The sequence below is a fragment of the Streptomyces lydicus genome (genome assembly GCF_000717345.1).
GTDB lineage: Bacteria > Actinomycetota > Actinomycetes > Streptomycetales > Streptomycetaceae > Streptomyces > Streptomyces lydicus.
The window spans coordinates 1-22,122 of the sequence record NZ_JNZA01000005.1 but is presented as its reverse complement, the minus strand read 5'-3'; the positions used below and the strand labels follow the sequence as shown (position 1 = coordinate 22,122).

The window sequence follows — 22,122 nt, the reverse complement described above, 5'->3', positions numbered from 1 at the left end:
GGTGCGTGCCGATCGGACGAACAAATCGGTCGTAGGCGGTCGTACCCAGGGGCCTGCGGCAGCAACCCTCCCGCCGCGGGTCAGCTGCCTGATCAGCGCATCCGGGCCGACTCGAACGGCCTGATCTGCGAAAAGGGCGGCGGCCCGGAGGGAGGATCCCCCGGGCCGCCGCCCTTGTTCTCACCCACGCGCCGCGGTCGGCGCCGCGCCGGTCAGAGCGCGCCGAAGCCGACCCTGCGGCCGGCCGGCTCGCCGAGCTCCACATAGGCCAGCCGGTCCGCCGGGACCAGGACCTTGCGGCCGTGTTCGTCCACCAGCTTCAGCAGCTCCGACTTGCCGGCCAGCGCCTCGGACACCGCGCGCTCGACCTCCTCGGCAGACTGCCCGCTCTCCAGAACGATCTCGCGGGGCGCGTGCTGCACGCCGATCTTGACCTCCACGGCTTTGTCCCTCCGACGGTCTGGTGCCCCCCAGCGTCAGCTGGGGGAGGGTGCGCGGCGATCCGCGCTGTACGCAGCACACATTAGCCCGGTACGGGGACGCACAAGACGCCGTGGACCACGCCAGCAGCGAACACGGTCAGTGCGTGTCGCTGCCGTGCAGCGGGAAGCCGGCGATGCCCTTCCAGGTGAGGGAGGTCAGCAGCGCCACCGCGGTGTCCCGCGGGACCTGGCTCCCGGAGGAGAGCCAGTAGCGCGCCACCACCTGGGACACCCCGCCCAGCCCCACGGCCAGCAGCATCGACTCGTCCTGCGACAGGCCGGTGTCCTCGGCGATCACCGCGCTTATGGCCTCGGCGCACTCCAGCGACACCTTGTCGACCCGCTCGCGGACCGCCGGCTCGTTGGTCAGGTCCGACTCGAACACCAGCCGGAAGGCGCCGCCCGGGTCCTCGACGTACGCGAAGTAGGCGTCCATGGTGGCCGCGACCCGCTGCTTGTTGTCGTTGGTCGACGCCAGGGCCGAGCGCACCGAGTGCAGCAGTGCCTCGCAGTGCTGGTCGAGCAGGGCGAGGTAGAGGTCGAGCTTGCCGGGGAAGTGCTGGTAGAGCACCGGCTTGCTGACGCCCGCCCGCTCGGCGATGTCGTCCATCGCGGCCGCGTGGTAGCCCTGCGCGACGAACACTTCCTGGGCGGCGCCCAGGAGCTGGTTGCGCCGGGCTCGGCGTGGCAGGCGTGTGCCCCGCGGGCGCGCCGCCTCGGTCTGCTCGATGGCGCTCACGCTGCCTCCCAGAAGTGGTTCCGTTCGCGGCCCGTACAAGGTGGTGCACCGCGCCCGCCATCGTACTTTTGGGTAACCCGGCTGTGCGCGGCCCGGGGCGAGAATTTCTGCGCGGAGCCGCCCCGACAATGCGACATAACGCCCCAGGTCATCGGTATTCGTCTTCGTTGATCTGCACGACGCGGGCCTGCTCGACGAGATCGGCCTCGTTGGCCTCCGGTGTGACCTCGGTGAGCGGCTCGTCACGCTGCGGCGCGATATCGGTGTATTGCTCCGCGGCGTCCGCCTCCGGCGCCTCCACGTCGAGCTCGGTGGCGTCGGTCTCGTCCTCGAAAGTGTCCGGGTCTGTCGGGTCGACAGGCATGGTGGTTCCCTTCTCGCGGACTCGCTCCGTCGGCTGTTCCTGGCATGAAAGCAGGGGACCTGGGCGGCTGCCCTTGCCTACGAGCCTAGGAGAGCCGTCGCGAAGGCGCGATGCGGTGTGTGACCGCGAACACACAATCGGGGGCGTGATCGTCTCGTAACATCGACCCCATGTCTTCGACCGAGTCGCCGGACACCGCGGCCGCCGCCCTTCCGGTCCCGCCGGCCGGCCCCGGCGGCCGGGCCGCGGCGGAGACGGTGCGCACCGTGATCCTGCCGGGCCTGACGCTGAGCGTACGGGCGCCGTTGGAGAGGGACGGCCGGCCGGCGGGCGGCGACGGAGCGGAGCGGGCGCCCGCCCTGTATCTGCACGGCCTCGGCGGTTCCTCGCAGAATTGGTCCGCACTGATGCCGCTGCTCGCCGACCGGCTCGACGGGGAGGCCCTCGACCTGCCCGGCTTCGGCCACTCACCCCCGCCGGACGACGGCAGCTACTCGGTGTCCGCGCAGGCCCGCGCGGTCATCCGCTACCTCGACGCGGCCGGCCGCGGCCCCGTCCACCTCCTCGGCAACTCGATGGGCGGCGCCGCCGCGACCCGCGTGGCGGCCGTGCGCCCGGACCTCGTACGCACCCTGACGCTGATCTCGCCGGCCCTGCCCGAGCTGCGGCCGCAGCGGACCGCGGTGCCCACCGCGCTGCTCGCGGTCCCCGGCCTCGCCGGGCTCTTCGGCCGGCTCACCCGCGACTGGACGCCCGAGCGCCGCACCCGCGAGGTGCTGGCGCTCTGTTACGGCGACCTCGGCCGGGTCACCCCGGAAGGGTTCAACGCCGCGGCCGACGAGTACCGCCGCCGGCTCGAACTCCCGTATTTCTGGGAGGTGATGGAGCGCTCGGCGCGCGGTCTGGTGAACGCCTACACGCTCGGCGGACAGCACAATTTGTGGCGTCAGGCAGAGCGCGTGCTCGCGCCGACGCTTCTCGTCTACGGTGGGCGCGACCGCCTGGTCTCCTTCCGGATGGCACGGCGGGCGGCCGCGGCGTTCCGCGGTTCGCGACTGCTGACGCTGCCGGAGGCGGGGCATGTGGCGATGATGGAATACCCGGAGGCGGTGGCGCGGGCCGTCCGCGAGCTGCTGGACAGTGAAGTGAACGATGTGACCGCTGATGCGGGCAGGAGCTGACACGCCCCGTGGGACGCCATAGCCGCCGGAGCCGGCCGGAGACCGAGAACCCTTCGCAGCCGGCCGTGCCCCCGGGCAGCGGCCCGCGGGAGCCCTCGCCGGGCCCGGGACCGGGACGGGGCCGCCGCAGACGCGAGCCGGCCGAGGGCGACCCGGTGCGCGGCGGGCACCCCGAACAGCACGAGCCGGGCGGCGGCTGGGGCACGTTCCCCGGCGCCCCGGCGGCTCCGGTGACGCCCGGCGGCGCCGCCGGGCCGAGGATTCCCCGGCCGCGCGCGGAGATGTCCGGCGGCCGGCCGCTCGCCGCGCCGGGCAGCGGCCCGGGCCCCCGCCGTGAGTACGTCGACGCCTTCGACGCCGGCGTGTACCCGGCCGGGCCGGGACGCTCCGCCGCGGCCGACGGCCCCGCCGACCCCGAGGACGACGTGTTCCGGGCCGGTGCGCCGGACGCCTCCGCCCGGCGTGCGGCCCCCGTCGTACCGCCCGGCGCCCGATTCACCGGACGCTCGGTCGTCTTCGCCCGCGAGGGGACCGGCTCCGGTCCCGACGGTCCCGACGGTCCTGGCGCTCACCCCGGATCCGGCGCGGCGGGCGCCGGCAACGCGCAGCCCGGCGTTACGGTCGATCAGGACCCGGCGGGCCAGGACCCGGCCGACGCGGTGGGCGCCGACCCGGACGAGGCACGGCACGGCGCCAGGAAGGGCAGCATGGGCCGGACGTTCACCGGTGCGGCGGCCGCCGCGGTGACCACCGTGCTCGCCGTGGTCATCGCGGGCCAGGTCGCCGAGCAGCACAAGGACGGCGGGGATCCGCAGCCGCGCAGCGGCAACGACCGTACCGACGGCGCCGGCGACGAGACCTCCCGGTCGAACGCCCGGCCCACCCAGGACGCCAAGGCCGCCGGTTACGACGAGCAGATGACCCAGGTCTTCCCGCTGGCCGCGGACCTGACGGCCACCGGCCGGTTCAAGCCGGTCGGCAGCGACGCCAAGGCGCCCGGTCACGGCAAGCTGCTGCGCTACCGGGTCGACATCGAGGAGGGGCTGCCGCTGGACGGCAAGCTGTTCGCCGAGGCGGTGCACAAGACCCTGAACGACGACCGCAGTTGGGCGCACGGCGGGCAGCGGACCTTCCAGCGGGTGGCCTCCGGCCCCGCCGACTTCGTGATCACGCTGGCGAGCCCGGGCACCACCGCCAAGTGGTGCGCCAAGTCCGGTCTCGACACGACCGAGGACAACGTCTCCTGCGACTCGGCGGCCACCGACCGCGTCATGATCAACGCCTACCGGTGGGCCCAGGGCGCCAAGACCTACGGGCGCGACAAGATGCTCGCCTACCGGCAGATGCTGATCAATCACGAGGTCGGTCACCGGCTCGGCCACAACCACGAGATCTGCTCCCGGCAGGGCGCCCTGGCGCCGGTGATGATGCAGCAGACCAAGTTCCTGACGACCGACGGCGTGACCTGCCGGCCCAACTCCTGGCCGTTTCCCACCCAGCGGTGAACCCGGCCGGTCCGGCCTGAGCGGGAGGCCGGCAGGGGCTGTCGTGCGCCTCGCGTCCTCCCGGCGCAGGCCATGGAGCCGCTCGGCCAACTGCGCCGAGAACCGGGACCGTCGCCGGTTCTCATCGCCCCCGACCCGGCCGTCGTGCGGGCGGTCAGGGACCGGGTCGCGGTCATGCGGTCCGGGCGGAGCGTCGAGGAGGGCCCGGTCGACGCGGGGTACGACCGGCCGCAACACCCCTGCACCCAGGGCCTGTCGGCGGCGGCGCCGGTGCTCGGCCCCGGGGCCGCCGCGGACCGCCGGGCCTTGCGCGTCGCCGCACAGCGCTCACATACCGCGTCGAAACGCCCCTACGGTCGGAAAGTTACGTGCTTTCACCCCTTCCGGTGGCGCGACGGACAACCGTCCATCGCGCCACCGGCCCTTTTGCATAGCTTCTTCCTGCAGGTGACGGCGGTGCGGTCTCCCCAGGAGCCTTCGACAGGTTTCGGTCCGGGGAACCCCCGCCACCCGGGACGTCGATATGGGAGGACGGGGGTGCAGTCGTGCGCATTGGACTCCTCACCGAGGGTGGCTATCCATATGCATCCGGTGAGTCGCACGCGTGGTGCGACCGGCTCGTGCGCGGGCTCACCGGCCATGACTTCGAGGTCTACGCCCTGAGCGGGCGGCCCTGCCGGGACGCGCGTGGAGGGCACCGCCTGCCGGAGCACGTACGGCGGGTGCACGGCGCCCCCCTGTGGGGCGACTTTCCCGCCGCGCACCTCCGGGCCGCCGAGGAGCGCCGGGGCCGCACCCCCGGACGGCGGGCCCGCCGCCGGTTCACCGAGCACTTCGGCGCGCTGGTGTCGGCCTTCGCCGCGGCCCCGGCCGGCGGCCGTCCCGCGGGCCGGGAAGAGCCCCCCGACAACGCGCCGACCAGTAAGGCGGACCGTTTCGCCAGTGGTCTGTACGGGCTCGCCGAACTGGCCCGCGAGCACGGCGGACTGCCCGCCCTGCTGCACTCCGAGGACGCGGTCCGCACCCTGGAGGCCGTCTGCCACGGCCCCCGCGCGCTGCCTGCCGCCCACGGCGCCCAGGTCAACGACCTGCTGGCGGTCGCGGAACAGCTCGAACTCGCCCTGCGCCCGCTGTCGCTGGACTGGTACGGCGACGGGTCCGCCCCCGGCCTCGACGCCGTCGACCTCTGCCACGCCACCTCCGGCGGCGCGGCCGCACTGCCCGGACTGCTGGCCAAACGCTTCTTCGGCACGCCGCTCCTGGTCACCGAGTACGGCGTCCGGCTGCGCGAGCACTACCTCGCGCGCGCCGCGGCACCGATCAGCGCGCCGGTACGCGCCCTGCTCGCCGCCTTCCAGGGCGCGCTCGCCGCCGAGACCTACGCCCAGGCCGCCCTGATCACCCCGGGCAACATCCACGCCCGCCGCTGGCAGGAGCGCTGCGGCGCCGACCGGGCCCGGCTGCGCACGGTCTACCCGGGCATGGACGCGGCCCCGTTCGCCGCCGTCGCGGACGCCCCGGCCGACGACTCCCGGACGCTGGTGTGGGTCGGCGCCATCGAGCCCGCCAAGGACCTGGTGGCGCTGCTGCACGCGTTCGCCGAGCTGCGCAGGACCGAGCCGGCCGTCACGCTCCGCATCGTCGGCGGGCTCGGCCGCGACCCGCAGGCGCCCGGCTACCTCGCGCACTGCCGGGCGCTGGCCGCCCAGCTCTTCCCCGACGAGGCGGCCGACGCCCGCACCGTCGGCGAGAACCCGGTCAGCTTCGAGGAGATCGGCGGCCCCGACGTCCCGGCCCTGGCGGACGCCTACGCGTCCGCCACGGTGGTGGTGCTCTCCAGCGTCGTCGAGGGCTTTCCGCGCTCCCTGGTGGAGGCGATGTTCTGCGGCCGCGCCACGGTGTCCACCGACGCCGGCGCGGTCTGCGAAGTCATCGGCGGCACCGGGCTGGTCGTCCCGCCGCGCAACCCCCGGGCGCTCGCCGAGGCGTGCCGGGCGCTGCTCGGCGACCCCGACCGCAGGGCCCGGCTGGGCGCGGCGGCCCGGGCACGGGCGCTCGAACTCTTCACCGTCGAGCAGAACATCGCGGCATTTCGTGGCATCTACCTGGAGCTGATGTCGCACGCCCCGGCCCGCCCCGCCGGCCGCCGCGGGCGGCACGCCGAGGGCCTGCCGCGGCCCTTCGACCGCCCCGCCGAGTCCCACGTCCCCGGCCGGTGGGCCGCGACCGGCGCCGCCCACCGGTGCGGCGCCGTCACCGGGCCGGGTGCGCCGGCCGGGCGCACGCCGAGCTGGGCGGCGCCGGAGCAGGAGCGGGGCGCCGGGGCCCGGGTGATGTCCGAGCCATGAGGCGACCGGTGAGACGGGGCGGCAGAGCAATGAGGCAGGCGTGGTCAGCGTGAGGGAGATGGCAGTCATGACGGGTGTGCTGGACGTGATGTGTGCGATGGGTGTGGTGGGCGTGGCGCTGGTGACGGGCATGGCCGATGTGGCACACGCCGGCAACCGCGACGGCCTCCGGCGCCGCGGCCGGCCCGGCGCCCCGGCCACCGCGGCCGCGCACCCCGTCCCGGCCCTCCTCCGGACGCTCGCCGGCCCCCTCCGCCCCGGACGGGCCGCCTGCCCGCCGGCCCCGGGGAAGAGGGACGGCGTATGAACGCGCCCGAAGGCGGCTCCGCCCGCGCCCTCCAGGACGTGGGGGAGGGCCGCGACGGCACGGGGACGGAGCGGGACGCCGGCCTGGAGAGCCCCGCCGGCAGGCCCGCGCGCCGGGGGTCCGCCGACCCCGTACGCGCCCTGATGCACCGCCACCACACGCTGTGCGCCCACGCCGTCGACGCGCTGGAGATCGCCGCCGGCCTGGAGGCCCACGGCGTCACCGACCGCACCGCCGCCCGCTTCCGGCACCGTGACGTCTTCTCGCTCGCCGAGGAGCTCTACGCCCGGGTGCCCCGCGCGGACCAGAACGGCACGGCGGGGGCGCCGGCAGGGGGCGGCAGCGCCGGTGCTCCCGGGGGCGGGTCCGCGGCCGTCCACGGCACCGGGCCCGCAGGTGGGCCGGGGGCGGGGGAGGGGTACCCGGAAGCCTGCATTCCGGCGGCTGGTGCCGCGCGGGCGGGCTCCCCGGGGACGGGCGGCGGGTGGGGGGGACGCTGCGCCGCCGTGCTGCAGCTCCTCCCCGGCGCCGTCACGACCGCCACCGTCGCCGCCCTGGCCGCCCTCACCTCCCCGCCCGGCGCGGCCACCCCCGCCCTCCCCGCCGTCCCGGCAACGCCCGCCGTCCGTACGGCCGTTGGTGCCGTGGGCGTCGTTCTCGTCGTCCTCGCCGTCCGGCTGGCCGTACGCTCCGGACCGCTGCGCGCCCGCCACCACGGCACCGGGGCGCGCACCACGGGCCTGTGGGTCTGCTGGACGGCCGGCTACGCGGTGTACGGCGACTGGCTGCTCGGGCAGCTGCTGGCCGGCGGCCCCGATCTGCCGTCCGCGACGCCACGGGCCGACGTCGCCACCGCCGTGGCGCTCTCCCTCGCCGTCCTCCCGGCGGCCGGCTGCGCCCGCTGGTTCGCCCTGCGCGGCCGGCGGGCCCTCGCGGCCAGCCGCGGCCTGGAGGAGTTCGCCGCCCTCGTCCGGCCGCTGCTGCTCGGCGCCACCCTGCTCTTCCTGGGCGCGCTGACGGCGCTCCTGCTGGGCGCGCGGGCGGCCCTCGGGAGCCACGGCGCGCCGGCCCCGGCCGTCGTGGCGCCGGCCGCCCTGGGGGTGCTGCTCTTCCTCGCCCGGCTGCTCGCCGTCCACGGCTTCCCCCGGGCGGCCGTCACCGGCCTCGCCTGTGCCGCCGCCCTGGAGGCACTCGCCCCCGCCCTGGTCCTGATCGCCCGGCTCCCCGGCCTCACCCCGCTCGGCCTCCCCGTCGAGACGCTGACCACCGCCGCCGGCCCGGCCGCGGTACCCGCCGTGGCCGCCGGCGTCGCGGCCCTCGGCCTCCTCGGATACGGCCTGCGGGCGCTCACCGGCGCCTGCGCGCACTCGCCCGCCCCCACCGGACCGGCAGGGACGCCCCGGCCGTGATCCCCCGCCCCGCCACGGGCGCCCGCACCCCCATACGGGGCGCCCCGCCACCCACCCCCGAAGAGGCACCCCGAAACGGCCCCTTCGGACCCTCCGCCGCGGATCTCACTCCCGACCCGGCCCGCCCCCACGGCGTGCCCGGCCCCGCGGCCGGAGCCGACGTACTTCCCACCATCCGCATGAGGAGCGCGACACCATGAACGTCCAGCCGACCACACGCCACGCGCACCGGGGGGCCGCACGATGAGGGTGCTGCTCATCGGCGCCAACGGCTACCTCGGCCGCTACGTCGCCGACCGCCTGCTCGCCGACCCCGCCGTCCAGCTCACCGCCCTCGGGCGGGGCGACGACGCCGACGTCCGCTTCGACCTGGCCACCGGCAGCCCCGGTGCGCTCACCCGCTTCCTCGACGCGGTGCACCCCGGCGTGGTCGTCAACTGCGCCGGCGCCACCCGGGGCGGCGCCCGCGAGCTGACCCGGCACAACACCGTCGCGGTCGCCACCATCTGCGAATCGCTGCGCCGCAGCGGCTGCGGCGCCCGCCTCGTCCACCTGGGCTGCGCCTCCGAGTACGGGCCCTCGCAGCCCGGCTCGTCGACCGCCGAGGACGCGGTGCCGCGCCCCGGAGGCCCGTACGGCGTCAGCAAGCTCGCCGCCACCGAGCTCGTCCTGGGCTCCGGGCTGGACGCCGTGGTGCTGCGGGTCTTCTCCCCGGTCGGCCCCGGTACGCCGGCCGGCTCGCCGCTCGGCCGGCTCGCCGAGGCGATGCGCCGCGCCATGCAGTCCGGCGACAGCGAACTCAAGCTCGGCGGGCTCGGCGTGCAGCGGGACTTCGTCGACGTGCGCGACGTGGCCCGGGCCGTGCACGCCGCCTCGCTGTCCGCCGCACAGGGCGTGGTCAACATCGGCACCGGCCGCGCGGTGCGGCTGCGCGAGGCCGCCTCGGTGCTCGCCCGGGTCGCCGGCTTCGGCGGCGCGCTGCACGAGCTGGACTCCCCGCCGGCCCGGCTGGTGATCCCCGGCCCGGCCGCCGAGCACCCGGTGGGCTCGCCGCCGGCCACCTACCCGTACCCGGACGGCTGCGGCACCTGGCAGCAGGCCGATGTGCGCACCGCCCGCGACCGGCTCGGCTGGCGCCCCCGGATCGTCCTGGAGGAGTCGCTGGCCGACATCTGGATGGAGGCGGCATGTCGTATCTGACCACCCCGGCCGGCGCCACCCGGGCGCCGACCGGGGCCGCCCCGCTGGGCCTCGGCGCCCCGGGCTTCGGTCATCCGCTGCTGGCCACCGCCGAGTGGGCCGAACTGCTGCGCTGCCCGCCCGGGACGCTGCACTGGGCGGTGCTCAACGTGTCCAACGGGCCCGGTGCCCGGCCCGACCCGTACTGCCTGCCGGCCGCCACCCGCCTGCGTGAGACGGGTGTCCGAGTACTGGGACACCTGGACCTGCGGCGCGGCGCGCGCCCCTACGCCGAGCTGGTCTCCGACGCCCACCGCTACCTGGAGTGGTACAAGGTCGACGGCTTCTGGCTCGACCGCGCGCCCACCGGCCCGGTCCACCTGCCGGCGACCCGGCGGACCACCGCCACCCTGCGGGCCCTGAGCGACGGCGGCCACCTCGTCCTCGGGCACGGCAGCCACCCGTACCCCGGCTACGCCGAGTGCGCCGACCAGCTCGTCACCTTCGCCGGACGCTGGGCCGACTACCGCTGGTCACAGGTGGCGGAGTGGACCGCCGACCACCCTCCGCAGCGGTTCTGCCACCTCGTCCACAGCGTGCCGCGCACCCATCTGGAGGAGGCGCTGCGGATCGCCCGCTGGCAGGGGGCCGGCACCGTGTACGTCACCGACCGCCGGGCCGCCGGCGCGGCGGGTGCCGCCGGGGACGCCTGGGAGTCGCTGCCCGGCTACTGGGACGCATGTGTCTCGCGCATCGGAACAGGTGTCTCGGAATGAAGAAGGGCGTGGCAGTGTTACGGGAAGACAATCAATCCTGAGATACCCGACCAACCCCCTTGTTGAGGTCATCCGTGTCGCTGCCACCCCTGGTCGAGCCCGCTTCGGAGCTCACCGTCGACGAGGTCCGCAGGTACTCCCGCCACCTGATCATCCCCGATGTGGGGATGGACGGGCAGAAGCGGCTGAAGAACGCCAAGGTGCTCTGTGTCGGCGCCGGCGGCCTGGGCTCGCCCGCGCTGATGTATCTGGCCGCGGCCGGCGTGGGCACGCTCGGCATCGTGGAGTTCGACGAGGTCGACGAGTCGAACCTGCAGCGCCAGATCATCCACAGCCAGGCGGACATCGGCCGCTCCAAGGCCGCATCCGCCAAGGACACGGTCCTGGGCATCAACCCGTACGTCACGGTCAACCTGCACGAAGAGCGCCTCGACTCCACGAACGTCATGGAGCTCTTCGCCCAGTACGACCTCATCGTGGACGGCACGGACAACTTCGCCACCCGCTACCTGGTCAACGACGCCTGCGTGCTGCTGAACAAGCCGTACGTCTGGGGCTCGATCTACCGCTTCGACGGCCAGGCGTCGGTCTTCTGGTCCGAGCACGGCCCCTGCTACCGCTGCCTGTACCCGGAGCCCCCGCCGCCGGGCATGGTGCCCTCCTGCGCCGAGGGCGGCGTCCTCGGCGTGCTGTGCGCCTCCATCGGCTCCATCCAGGTCAACGAGGCCATCAAGCTCCTGGCCGGCATCGGCGACCCGCTCGTCGGCCGCCTGATGATCTACGACGCCCTGGAGATGACGTACCGCCAGGTCAAGGTCCGCAAGGACCCGGACTGCGCGGTCTGCGGCGAGAACCCGACCGTCACCGAGCTCATCGACTACGAGGCGTTCTGCGGCGTCGTGTCCGAGGAGGCCCAGGAGGCGGCGGCCGGCTCGACGATCACTCCGCGGCAGCTCAAGGAGTGGATCGACGCCGACGAGAAGATCGACATCATCGACGTCCGCGAGCCGAACGAGTTCGAGATCGTCTCCATCCCCGGCGCCCGCCTGATCCCGAAGAACGAGTTCCTGATGGGCACCGCCCTCCAGGACCTGCCGCAGGACCGGAAGATCGTCCTGCACTGCAAGACGGGTGTCCGCTCGGCGGAGGTGCTGGCGGTCCTGAAGTCCGCGGGCTTCGCCGACGCGGTGCACGTCGGCGGCGGCGTCATCGGCTGGGTGAACACCGTCGAGCCGGAGAAGCCGGTCTACTAGGCCACTGCTGCGTCCACGCGGAAGGCGCCGGTCCGTCGATACGGACCGGCGCCTTCCGCGTGCCACGGGGCGGCCCGGCACTCACCCCCGGACGCGGGAGGTCAGATCTCTCCCTTGCGCGTCAGGTACGTGAAGGCCAGCCAGCCCGGCAGCACCGGCAGCCAGAAGACCATCAGCCGGAACAGCAGCACCGCCGGGAACGCCGTGTCGCCGGGGAGCCCCGCGAAGGTCAGCGCACCGATCAGGGCACCCTCGACGGCGCCCACACCGCCCGGCGTGGGGGCGGCGGAGCCGATCGCGTTACCGGCGAGGAAGGCGACCGCGATACTCGCGTAACTGAGCTGGTCGCCGCCGAACGCCCGGATCGAGGCGTCCAGGCACATCACGTTCGCCGCGGTCAGCAGCAGCATCCCGCCGATGCCGGTGACCAGCTTCCGGGGCCGCTGGAGGATGTCCAGCATGCGGGGGATCACCCCGGCGAACAGCGAGCGCACCCGCGTCGAGACGAACTTCCGCAGCACCGGGACGGCCGTGACGACCAGGACCAGTACGGCGACGGTCAGCAGCCCGGCGATGACCGTACGGGACGGGGAGATCTGCGGCGCGTGCTCGGTGCCGGTGAGGTAGCCGAACGCCAGCAGCAGCACGATGTGGCTGCCCAGCCCGAACAGCTGGGACGCGCCGACGCTCGCCACCGCCAGACCGGGGCGCACCCCGGCACGCTGCAGGAAGCGGGTGTTGAGCGCCACCCCGCCGATCGCCGCGGGCGCCACCAGCTTCACGAAGTCGCCCGCGACCTGCGCGACGACCGCCTTGGCGAACGACACCTTCTCCGTGACGAAGCCCAGCAGGCTCATCGCCGCCGCGATGTACGTCACCACCGAGAAGAACATCGCCACCAGCACCCACACCCACTGGGCCTCGCTGATCACGTCACCGAGGTTGAAGTTGGTGAGCTGCGACAGCAGCAGGTACACCGCGAAGGCACCGGCGATCCAGCTGATCAGGATCCGCGGACTGAGCCGCTCCAGCTTCGCCGGTTCGATCACCGCGGTCGGCCGGATCAGCAGCACCTGCCGGCGGATCTGCGCCAGCAGGTCCTCCTCGCGGGCCTCCTCCGACGCCTCGTCCAGCGCCCGCTTCTCGGCGTTCTTCTCCGCGTGCCGCTCGGCCCGCAGCGTCCTGCGGTCCTTCGTCGCCGCCGCGTCGCGGGCCTCCCGGGCCTCCTTGGCGGCCTGCGACGCGGCCAGCACCGCCTCCCGCTCCCGCTTGGAGCGTTCCCGGGCCAGCTGCCGCAGGGTGGCGCGGGTGGTGCGGCTGAGCGCGATCGGCTGGAGCATCGGCAGGCTGTCGGCGACCGCGTCCGGGCCGAGCACCTCGACGGCCGCGGCGACCGCCCGCTCGGCGCCGACCCGCAGCCCGCAGGTGGCCAGCAGCTGCGCGATGTCCATCCGCAGCACCAGGTCACCGGCCGCGATCTCACCGCCGCGCAGCTCCGTCAGGACGATGTTGCCGGAACGATCCACCAGCAGCGCGTCACCGACCAGCCGCCGGTGCGCGATCCGCCGCGACTGCAGCGCCTGCACCTGCCGCCAGGCGCTGTGCATCAGCGCGTCGGTGATCTCCTCGTCGGCCAGCGCGTCGAACGTGCGGCCCCCGATGTGCTCGTAGACCAGCATCACCGCGTCCGGTCCGAGCTCCGAGGCGGCGATCAGCTTGGGCGCGTTGGCACCGGCCGCGATGGCCGCGTACGCCAGCAGCGCCTCCTGCTCCAGCGCCTGACGCAGCGACTGCAGGCTGCGGCGCTGGTTGATGCCGCGCAGCGACAGCCGGCGCCACACCCGGTAGAAGAAGCCCTGCGCCTGCTGCTCGCGGTCGACGACGGTGACGTCGATCGGCGGGCCGTCCTCCAGGGTGACGATGTAGCGGCGGCCACGGTCGGCGTGCTCGTTGTTCTCCGGGCCCGCGGTGTCCTCGGCGCGCAGCGCGCTCACCGGGTGGAAACCGACCCGGCGCAGACCCGCCAGGAGGTTCTGGCCGGTGGGGCGGACGTTGGGGGAGCCGACGGCGTAGAGCGTGCCGTAGGCGACGGTCCAGCCGATCAGCACCGTCGTGATGATGGCGAACGGGGTGGAGTACCGGCCCACCAGCACCGCGACGACGTCGAGCAGCACCACGGCCCACATCGCGACCCGCCAGCGCGGCCGCCGGGACATCCCCACCGCCGTCATATAGGCGATCACCGGCGCCAGATAGCTGTGCACCGGCGCGGACAGCGAACCGTTCGCGAGCGGCTGGGTCAGCGCGACCCGGATGGAGGCGGGCGCCGCCTCGGCCACCCACAGGTCGGTGGCGAGCGACACCCCGTGGGCGAGGACGGCGGCGAGCACACCGTCGGCGATCCGCAGCCCGTCGCGCTTGATCAGCCGCTCGACGGCGAACGCCACCGGCACGATCAGCACCGCGACGCTGGACGTCAGCCCGGCCAGGTTGATCAGCAGCGGCGGCGCCGCCTTCGCACCCGTCCCGATGTCCCGCGCCAGGCCCTGGGTGGTGCCGTGGGCGAACGTCGCGAGCCCCAGGACCAGGGCGATCCCGGCCATGCCCAGCAGCAGCCGCAGCAGGTCCGCGGGCCGGTGCACCCGGGCGGGCAGCAGCGGCTCGTCGCCGGAGACCCGGTCGACGTGGAACTCGCCGCACTCGTCGGCGGTCAGGTCGGCACGGTGCGAACCCGTACGGGCCCGGCTCCGGGCCGCTCCGGACGCCGGTCCCGCGTCCTTGTCGTGCTCGACGTGCTCGTCCCGTCCCTGCTCGTCGTCGCGCTCCTCCTCGTCGCGCTCGGGTGGCGCGGGCTCCTCGGGCCTTTCCGGCCTCTCGGACGCCCCTGGTCGGTCGGCCTTCTCGATCGTGCTCGCCTTTTCGGTAGCGGAAGCCGTGACCGGCCTCCGTTGGTGCTTCCCCTCGACGGGCAGCACGTCAGGGGCGCCCGCCTCCCGCGGAGGCGCCGCACCCTGCTGCTCGGCCGTCTCTTCTTGATCTCGTATCACCAGTCACCGTCCGGAAGATGGTGGCACGGCCGACCGGTGGAGGGGGGCATCAGGGTGCATTTCGGGGGTACGGGAAGCGGAACGTCCGCCCCCGCTGCCGTGCGGGCGCGGGTGCCGCCGCGGCCCGCACCGCGGCTGACGGCGCCGTGCCGCCCATCACCCTGAGGTGGTGCCGGACCGTCTGTCCGCTCCCATTGTCGGTGCCGTAGGGCAGGATGGACCGAATGAGTGGGACCGGAGACACGGCACGGGGTGAACCGCCCGAGTACCCCGACTACGCCGAGCGCGTCCTGGCCGTCGCCGAACTGATCCCGGCGGGCCGGGTGATGACGTACGGCGATGTCGCGGAGTGGCTCGACGACGACGGACAGCCCGAAGACGGCCCGGCGGAGGACGGCGGCGGGCCGGCGGCACCTCCCGGCGGCGGCCGCGTCCGGGTGGGCCCCCGGCAGGTCGGCCGGGCCATGGCCCTCTACGGTGGCGCGGTGCCCTGGTGGCGGGTGGTGCGCGCGGACGGCCGGCTGCTGCCCGGCAGCGAGCTGCGCGCGCTGGCGCACTACCGCGAGGAGGGCACGCCCCTGCGCGACGCCGCGCGGGCCGCCGACGACCACATACCGAAGATCGACATGCGCCGGGCCCGCTGGGACGGCCGCCGGGACGACGGCGGAGCCCCTTAGCGTGGAGGGCGCGCGGCCGCCGCCCGGGCGGCCCGCACCGCGGCGCGCCCCGCACCGCTTCCGCACCACGACCAGCACCTCCTCAGGACCGGCGATCCACGTGAGTTCCTCCTTCTCGGCCGCCCCGCCGACGCAGCCCCACCAGGCGGCGCGGCGGGCTGCCCCCGGCGCGTACCGCCTGGTGCGCACACCGCCGGAACAGGTGGATCCTCCTGCCTTGGACGCAGCCCAGCAGGCCGTGGTTGACCACCGGCACGGCCCGCTGCTGGTGCTGGCGGGCCCCGGCACCGGCAAGACCACCACGCTGGTGGAGTCCGTCGCGCGCCGGATCCGCGCCGGCGCCGACCCCGACCGGATCCTCGTCCTCACCTTCAGCCGCAAGGCCGCCGTCGCCCTCCGCGACCGGCTCGCCGCCCGCCTCGGCACCGGCTTCGTCCCGCAGGCCACCACCTTCCACTCCTACTGCTACGCACTGGTCCGCGCCCACCAGGACGCCGACCTGTTCGCCGACCCGATGCGGCTGCTGTCCGGCCCCGAGCAGGACCTCGTCGTCCGTGAGCTCCTCGAAGGACAGGCCGAGCTGGCCGGCGCCGGCCGCGCCACGATCAGCTGGCCCGACGAACTGCGCGCCTGCCTGACCACCCGCGGCTTCGCCGACGAGGTCCGCGCGGTGCTGGCCCGCAGCCGCGAACTGGGCCTGGGCCCGGACGCCCTCGGCGACTTCGCCCGCCGCACCGGACGCCCCGACTGGACCGCCGCCGCGGGCTTCCTCGCCGAATACCTCGACGTCCTCGACGCCCATGGCGTCCTGGACTACGCCGAGCTGGTGCACCGCGCGGTCCTCCTCGCCGGGCACACCGACGTCGCCGCGGAACTCGCCGCCCGTTACGACGCCGTCTACGTCGACGAGTACCAGGACACCGACGTCGCCCAGGTACGGCTGCTGCGCGCGCTCGCCGGCAACCACAGCACGGCCGGCGCACCGGGCTCCCCGGGCCGCACCCTGATCGCCTTCGGCGACCCCGACCAGTCGATCTACGCGTTCCGCGGCGCCGACGTGAACGGCATCCTCGACTTCCCCGAGACCTTCCGGCGCGGCGACGGCGCCCCCGCCCCGGTGGCGGTGCTCGGCACCTCCCGGCGCTCCGGCGCCACCCTCCTCGCGGCCACCCGGCTGCTGACCCGCCGCATGCCGCTCACCCGGCTGCCCGCCGACAAGGTACGCGCCCACCGCGAACCGTCCCCCGTACGGGACGGCGGCCGCGTCGAGGTGTACACGTACCCGACCCCCGGCACCGAACTGGACAACGTCGCCGACATCCTGCGCCGCGCCCACCTGGAGGACGGCGTCCCCTGGCGCGAGATGGCCGTGCTGGTGCGCGCCGGCGGCCGCTCGATACCCGCCGTGCGCCGCGCGCTCACCTCCGCCGGGGTCCCCCTCGACATCGACGGCGACGACCTCCCGCTGCGCCACGAACCGGCCGTCGCCCCGCTGCTGACGGCCCTGCGGGCCGCCGCGCGGGCAGCCCTCGCCACCCCGCCGGAGCCCACCGCGCCCGACGACGGAGCGGCCGCGGCTACCCCCGACGACGGAGCGGGCGCGGCCGCCCCCGAGGGCGAGCGCGACCCGGCCGACCAGGGCGCCGCTCCCGTCGCCCGCGCCGACGGGAGCGCCCCCGAAAGCGACCGGAACCCCGCCCCCCGGGACGCCGCCGCCCCCTGGCTCGACGCCGAAACCGCCCTCGACCTGCTCACCTCCCCCCTGGGCGGCATGGACTCCGCCGACCTGCGCCGCCTGGGCCGCGCCCTGCGCGAGGAGGAACGCGCCGCCGGACAGCCGCTGCCGCCCCCCTCCGACCAGCTCCTCGCCCGCGCCCTCGCCGAACCCCAGCGCCTGGTCGCCCACGACCCCGGCTACGCCCGCGGCGCCCAGCGGCTCGGACTGCTGCTGCGCAAGGCCCGCGAACTGCTCGCCGGCGGCGGCACCGCCGAGCAGGCCCTCTGGGAGCTGTGGGACGGCACCCCCTGGCCGCAGCGCCTGGAGCGGGCCGCCCGGCGCGGCGGCGCCGCCGGCCGCAACGCCGACCGCGACCTGGACGCGGTGGTCGCCCTCTTCGAGACCGCCGCCCGCGCCGAGGAGCGCACCGGCGGCCGCGGCGCCCTCAACTTCCTGGAGGAACTCGACGCCCAGGACATCGCCGCCGACACCCTCACCCGCCGCACCGTCCGCCCCGACGCCGTCCGCCTGATGACCGCCCACCGCGCCAAGGGCCTGGAGTGGCGGCTGGTCGTCGTCGCCGGCGTCCAGGAAGGACTCTGGCCCGACCTGCGCCGCCGCGGCTCCCTCCTGGAGGCCGACCGCATCGGCCGCGACGGCCTGGCCGAACCCCTCACCCCCGGCGCGCTGCTCGCCGAGGAACGCCGGCTGTTCTACGTGGCCGCCACCCGCGCCCGCGAACGGCTGGTCGTCACCGCCGTCAAGGCCGCCGCCGACGACGGCGACCAGCCCTCCCGTTTCCTCACCGAACTCGGCGTCACTCCCCAGGACGTCACCGGCCGCCCCCGCCGCCCGCTCTCCGTCGCCGCGCTCGTCGCCGAACTGCGCGCCACCACCGTCGACCCGGCCGCCGGCCCCGCACTGCGCGAGGCCGCCGCCCAGCGGCTCGCCACCCTCGCCGCGCTGCACGACGACGACCACCGGCCCCTGGTACCGGCCGCCCACCCCGACAACTGGTGGGGCCTGGCCGAACCCACCCACAGCACCGTCCCGCTGCGCGACCGCGACCGGCCCGTCGCCCTCTCCGGCAGCGCCCTCGACCAGCTCGCCCGCACCTGCTCGCTCCAGTGGTTCCTGGGCCGCGAGGTCAAGGCGGACGCCCCCGCCACCGCCGCCCAGGGCTTCGGCAACGTCGTCCACGTGCTCGCCGACGAGGTCGCCTCCGGCCGCACCCCCGCCGACCTGACCGTCCTCATGGAGCGCCTGGACTCCGTATGGGACGCGCTCGCCTTCGACGCCCCCTGGAAGTCCCGCCAGGAGAAGGACAACGCCCGCGCCGCCCTGGAACGCTTCCTGCGCTGGCACGTCATGGAACGCGACACCCACGGCCGCGACACCGTCGCCACCGAGCACGACTTCGACATCACCCTCGGCGCCGGCGCCTACGAGGTCCGGATCCGCGGCAGCATGGACCACGTCTCCCGGGACGCGCAGGGCAAGGCATACGTCGTCGACTTCAAGACCGGCAAGCAAAAGCCCACCGGCCCGGAAGTCGCCCGCCACCCCCAGCTCGCCGTCTACCAGCTCGCGGTGCGCGAGGGTGCCGTCGACGACGCCTTCGACGGCCGCACCCCGGAGCTCGGCGGCGCCGAACTGGTCCACCTGCGCCTCGGCGCGCCCCAGAAGGAAGGCGGCGACGCGCTGCCCTCCGTACAGGCGCAGCCGCCGCTGGAGGTGGGGGTCCCCCCGGCGGAGCCAGGGGGAGAGTGGGCCGCCGAACTCCTCGCCACCGCCGCGGGCCGCGTCCTGGAGGAACGGTTCACGCCCAGCACCGGCACCCACTGCACCCACTGCGCGTTCCGCGCCTCGTGCAGCGCCCAGCCGGAGGGCCGGCACGTCGTCGAATAGCCACGACGGCCGGCCGCCGGACACACCGGTCAGCCGTCGCCGCGGCGGCGGATGGGCGGGACGCGGTGCGACCGGCGAGCGGGCCACGCCGCGACGGAGGGGCGGGACACGGCGCGGGTGACGGGTGGGACAACGCCGCGACGGAGGGACGGGACACGGCGCGGCACCCGGACCCCGCCGCTGCGCCCGGCACCCGTACCCCTGTGACCTGCGCCGATGCGGCCGACGGCGGCGATTGTCAGTGCCGCCCGTTACGGTTTTCGCTGTGTCAGCCCGCATCACCGACCCCGAGCAGCTCAAGGAGCTCCTCGGGATCCCGTTCACACCGGAGCAGACGGCGTGCATCACCGCCCCGCCCGCCCCGCAGGTCATCGTGGCCGGAGCCGGCTCCGGAAAGACCACCGTCATGGCCGCGCGGGTGGTGTGGCTGGTGGGCACCGGCCAGGTCGCCCCCGAGCAGGTCCTCGGGCTGACGTTCACGAACAAGGCCGCCGGCGAACTCGCCGAACGCGTCCGGGCCGCCCTGCTGGCCGCCGGCGTCACCGACCCCGACGCCACCCCGGCCGACGGCGGCCCGGCAGCCGACCAGCCCCCCGGAGAACCACGGATCTCCACCTACCACGCCTTCGCCGGCCAGCTCCTCAAGGACCACGGCCTGCGCATCGGCCTGGAACCCAGCGCCCGGCTGCTGGCCGACGCCACCCGCTTCCAGCTCGCCGCCCGCACCCTGCGCTCCGCCCCCGGCCCCTACCCCTCGCTCACCACCTCCCTGCCCTCCCTCGTGGAGGACCTCCTCGCCCTCGACGCCGAACTCGCCGAACACCTCGTCGACCCCGCCGAACTCCGCGCCCACGACACCGCGCTGCTCGCCGCCCTCGACGGCGTCAAACTCACCAACGCCGACCTGCGCAAGGTCCCCGACACCGCCCGCGGCCGCCTGGAACTCCTCGACCTCGTCACCGCCTACCGCAGCGAGAAGCGCCGCCGCGACCTGCTCGACTTCGGCGACCAGATCGCCCACTCCGCCACCCTCGCCACCACCCGCCCCGAAACCGGCCGCATCCTGCGCGACGAATTCCGCGTCGTCCTGCTCGACGAGTACCAGGACACCTCCGTCGCCCAGCGGCTGCTGCTCTCCGGCCTCTTCGGCGCCGGCACCGGCGGCGCACCGACCGGCCACGCCGTCACCGCCGTCGGCGACCCCTGCCAGGCCATCTACGGCTGGCGCGGCGCCTCCGTCGCCAACCTCGACGACTTCCCCGACCACTTCCCCTTCGCGGACGGCACCCCCGCCCGCCGCTTCGCCCTCAGCGAGAACCGCCGCAGCGGCGGCCGCCTCCTCGACCTCGCCAACGGCCTCGCCGCCCCCCTCCGCGCCATGCACGAAGGCGTCGAAGCCCTGCGCCCCGCCCCCGGCGCCGAACGCGACGGCATCGTGCGCTGCGCCCTGCTGCCCACCCACGCCGAAGAGATCGACTGGCTCGCCGACTCCCTCGCCCACCTCGTCCGCACCGGCACCCCGCCCGGCGAGATCGCCGTGCTGTGCCGCACCGCCGCGGACTTCGCCCGCATCCAGGGCGCCCTCGTCGCCCGGGACGTCCCCGTCGAGGTCGTCGGCCTCTCCGGGCTGCTGCACCTCCCCGAGATCGCTGACCTCGTCGCCGTCTGCGAGGTCCTCCAGGACCCCACCGCCAACGCCTCCCTGGTCCGCCTGCTGATCGGCCCCCGCTGGCGGATCGGCCCCCGCGACCTCGCCCTCCTCGGCCGCCGCGCCCGCACCCTCGTCCACCGCGGCGGCCCCTCCGACGACCCCGCCACCCGCCTCGCCGAAGCCGTCGAAGGCGTCGACCCGGCGGAGACCGTCTCCCTCGCCGACGCCCTCGACACCTTCCTCGAAGCCGAAGGCCCCGACGACGGGCTGCCGTTCTCCGCCGAGGCCCGGGTGCGCTTCGCCTACCTCGCCACCGAACTCCGCGAGCTGCGGCGCTCCCTCGCCGACCCCCTCATGGACGTCCTCCACCGGATCCTGGCCACCACCGGCCTGGAAGTGGAACTGTCCGCCTCACCGCACGCCCTCGCCGCCCGCCGCCGCGAAACCCTCGGCACCTTCCTCGACATCGCCGCCGGCTTCGCCGCCAAACAGGGCGGCGAAGCCCTCGACGGCGAGGCCACCCTCCTCGCCTTCCTCGGCTTCCTGCGCACCGCCGTCCAGTACGAAAAGGGCCTCGACAGCTCCCTCCCCGGCGGCGACAACACCGTCAAGGTGCTCACCGCGCACAAATCCAAGGGCCTGGAATGGGACGTCGTCGCCGTCCCCGGCCTGGTCAGCAAGCAGTTCCCCAGCGAACAGGCCCGCGAGTCCTGGATCAGCCGCGCCCGCGTCCTGCCGCATGCCCTGCGCGGCGACGCCGCGACCCTCCCCGACGTCGACGAATGGGCCGCCCGCGGCCTGAAGTCCTTCAAGGAGGCGATGAAGCACCACCAGGAAACCGAAGAGCTCCGCCTCGGCTACGTCACCTTCACCCGCCCCCGCAGCCTGCTGCTCGGCTCCGGCCACTGGTGGGGCCCCAGCCAGAAGCGCCCCCGCGGCCCGTCCGCCTTCCTGGAGGCGCTGCGCGCACACTGCGAGGCAGGCCACGGCGAGATCGAGCACTGGGCCGCACCGCCCGAGGAAGGCGCCGAGAACCCCGCCCTCGCCGAGGCCGCCGCCGAACAGGTCTGGCCGCTGCCCCTCGACCCCACCGCGATGGCGCACCGCCGCGCCGCAGCCGCCACGGTCCGCGCCCACCTGACCCGCCGCCTCGCCACGACCCTGGCCGACACCGGCCCCAGCACCGACACCGGCCCCGGCACCAGTACGGGAGCCGTCCCGCCGCAGCCCGCCGGGTACGACCCGGAGTGGCCACCGCCGCCCGCCGACGAGGAGTGGGCGCAGTGGGAGGACGAGCCGTACGACGCTCCCGAGGCCCTCGACGGCCTCCCCGAGGACGACCCGTTCGCCCCCTCCGCCCCGTTCGACGACGACCCGGCGCCCGGGCCCGCCCCCGCGTACGACCACACACCTCAGGACGAGGACCGCCCCGGGGCCGACACCGCCCCCCGCCCCGCCCGGATCATCGCCCAGCGCTCCACCGAACCCGACCTCACGCCACCCGCCCACGGCGAACCCCGCGACGCCGGCACCGCACCCCCCTCCGCCCCCCACACCGCGGCCGACCCCACCGCCCCGG

General features: G+C 75.2%; 15 protein-coding genes. 11 read left to right on the top strand and 4 right to left on the bottom strand.

Annotation, left to right across the window (positions count from 1 at the left end; all coding sequences use genetic code 11):
• Window positions 1–212 precede the first annotated feature (212 nt).
• The 3 genes from OO62_RS05470 to OO62_RS05460 form a co-directional block, all read right to left on the bottom strand.
• Window positions 213–440, bottom strand: a complete 228-nt coding sequence (locus tag OO62_RS05470; RefSeq protein WP_033266072.1) for a DUF3107 domain-containing protein — start codon at window positions 438–440, stop codon at window positions 213–215.
• A gap of 139 nt (window positions 441–579) precedes the next feature.
• The gene (locus OO62_RS05465) at window positions 580–1,221 is read right to left on the bottom strand and encodes a TetR/AcrR family transcriptional regulator (protein WP_033266071.1); all 642 of its coding nucleotides are present in this window, start codon (window positions 1,219–1,221) and stop codon (window positions 580–582) included.
• 148 nt (window positions 1,222–1,369) lie between these two features.
• Entirely contained in the window at window positions 1,370–1,585 is a 216-nt protein-coding gene (locus OO62_RS05460) for a hypothetical protein (RefSeq protein ID WP_033266070.1), read from the bottom strand.
• 170 nt (window positions 1,586–1,755) lie between these two features.
• On the opposite strand from OO62_RS05460, the gene OO62_RS05455 reads away from it, so the two are divergent.
• The 8 genes from OO62_RS05455 (at window position 1,756) to moeZ (ending at window position 11,543) form a co-directional block, all read left to right on the top strand.
• Window positions 1,756–2,766 carry an alpha/beta fold hydrolase gene (locus OO62_RS05455; protein ID WP_033266069.1) on the top strand — a complete coding sequence of 337 codons (1,011 nt, stop codon included), beginning with the start codon at window positions 1,756–1,758 and terminating at the stop codon, window positions 2,764–2,766.
• 155 nt (window positions 2,767–2,921) lie between these two features.
• Entirely contained in the window at window positions 2,922–4,271 is a 1,350-nt protein-coding gene (locus tag OO62_RS05450) for a DUF3152 domain-containing protein (RefSeq protein WP_033266068.1), read from the top strand.
• A 545-nt stretch (window positions 4,272–4,816) separates the two neighbouring features.
• The gene (locus tag OO62_RS05445) at window positions 4,817–6,619 is read left to right on the top strand and encodes a DUF3492 domain-containing protein (RefSeq protein WP_078617028.1); all 1,803 of its coding nucleotides are present in this window, start codon (window positions 4,817–4,819) and stop codon (window positions 6,617–6,619) included.
• A 58-nt stretch (window positions 6,620–6,677) separates the two neighbouring features.
• Window positions 6,678–6,926: a hypothetical protein gene (locus OO62_RS05440; RefSeq protein ID WP_129322867.1), complete on the top strand. Its 249-nt coding sequence runs from the start codon at window positions 6,678–6,680 to the stop codon at window positions 6,924–6,926.
• Window positions 6,923–8,335, top strand: a complete 1,413-nt coding sequence (locus OO62_RS37635) for a hypothetical protein (RefSeq protein WP_033266066.1) — start codon at window positions 6,923–6,925, stop codon at window positions 8,333–8,335. The genes OO62_RS05440 and OO62_RS37635 overlap by 4 nt, the downstream gene beginning before the upstream one ends.
• A 243-nt stretch (window positions 8,336–8,578) precedes the next feature.
• Window positions 8,579–9,535 (top strand): NAD-dependent epimerase/dehydratase family protein, encoded by a 957-nt coding sequence (locus OO62_RS05430; protein WP_033266065.1) that lies wholly within the window; start codon window positions 8,579–8,581, stop codon window positions 9,533–9,535.
• Entirely contained in the window at window positions 9,523–10,290 is a 768-nt protein-coding gene (locus tag OO62_RS05425) for a spherulation-specific family 4 protein (RefSeq protein ID WP_033266064.1), read from the top strand. The genes OO62_RS05430 and OO62_RS05425 overlap by 13 nt, the downstream gene beginning before the upstream one ends.
• Before the next feature lie 74 nt (window positions 10,291–10,364).
• Window positions 10,365–11,543 (top strand): adenylyltransferase/sulfurtransferase MoeZ, encoded by a 1,179-nt coding sequence (gene moeZ / locus OO62_RS05420; RefSeq protein ID WP_033266063.1) that lies wholly within the window; start codon window positions 10,365–10,367, stop codon window positions 11,541–11,543.
• A gap of 101 nt (window positions 11,544–11,644) precedes the next feature.
• On the opposite strand, the gene OO62_RS05415 is transcribed toward moeZ, so the two are convergent.
• Window positions 11,645–14,590 (bottom strand): lysylphosphatidylglycerol synthase transmembrane domain-containing protein, encoded by a 2,946-nt coding sequence (locus OO62_RS05415; RefSeq protein ID WP_033266062.1) that lies wholly within the window; start codon window positions 14,588–14,590, stop codon window positions 11,645–11,647.
• 224 nt (window positions 14,591–14,814) lie between these two features.
• On the opposite strand from OO62_RS05415, the gene OO62_RS05410 reads away from it, so the two are divergent.
• The 3 genes from OO62_RS05410 to OO62_RS05400 form a co-directional block, all read left to right on the top strand.
• Window positions 14,815–15,267, top strand: a complete 453-nt coding sequence (locus OO62_RS05410) for an MGMT family protein (RefSeq protein ID WP_033266061.1) — start codon at window positions 14,815–14,817, stop codon at window positions 15,265–15,267.
• 100 nt (window positions 15,268–15,367) lie between these two features.
• Window positions 15,368–18,892, top strand: coding sequence for an ATP-dependent helicase (locus OO62_RS05405; RefSeq protein WP_033266239.1), 3,525 nt, complete (start codon window positions 15,368–15,370; stop codon window positions 18,890–18,892).
• Window positions 18,893–19,157: 265 nt separating this feature from the next.
• The coding region (locus tag OO62_RS05400) for an ATP-dependent helicase (protein ID WP_106974813.1) at window positions 19,158–22,122 on the top strand (2,965 nt) is incomplete at its 3' end.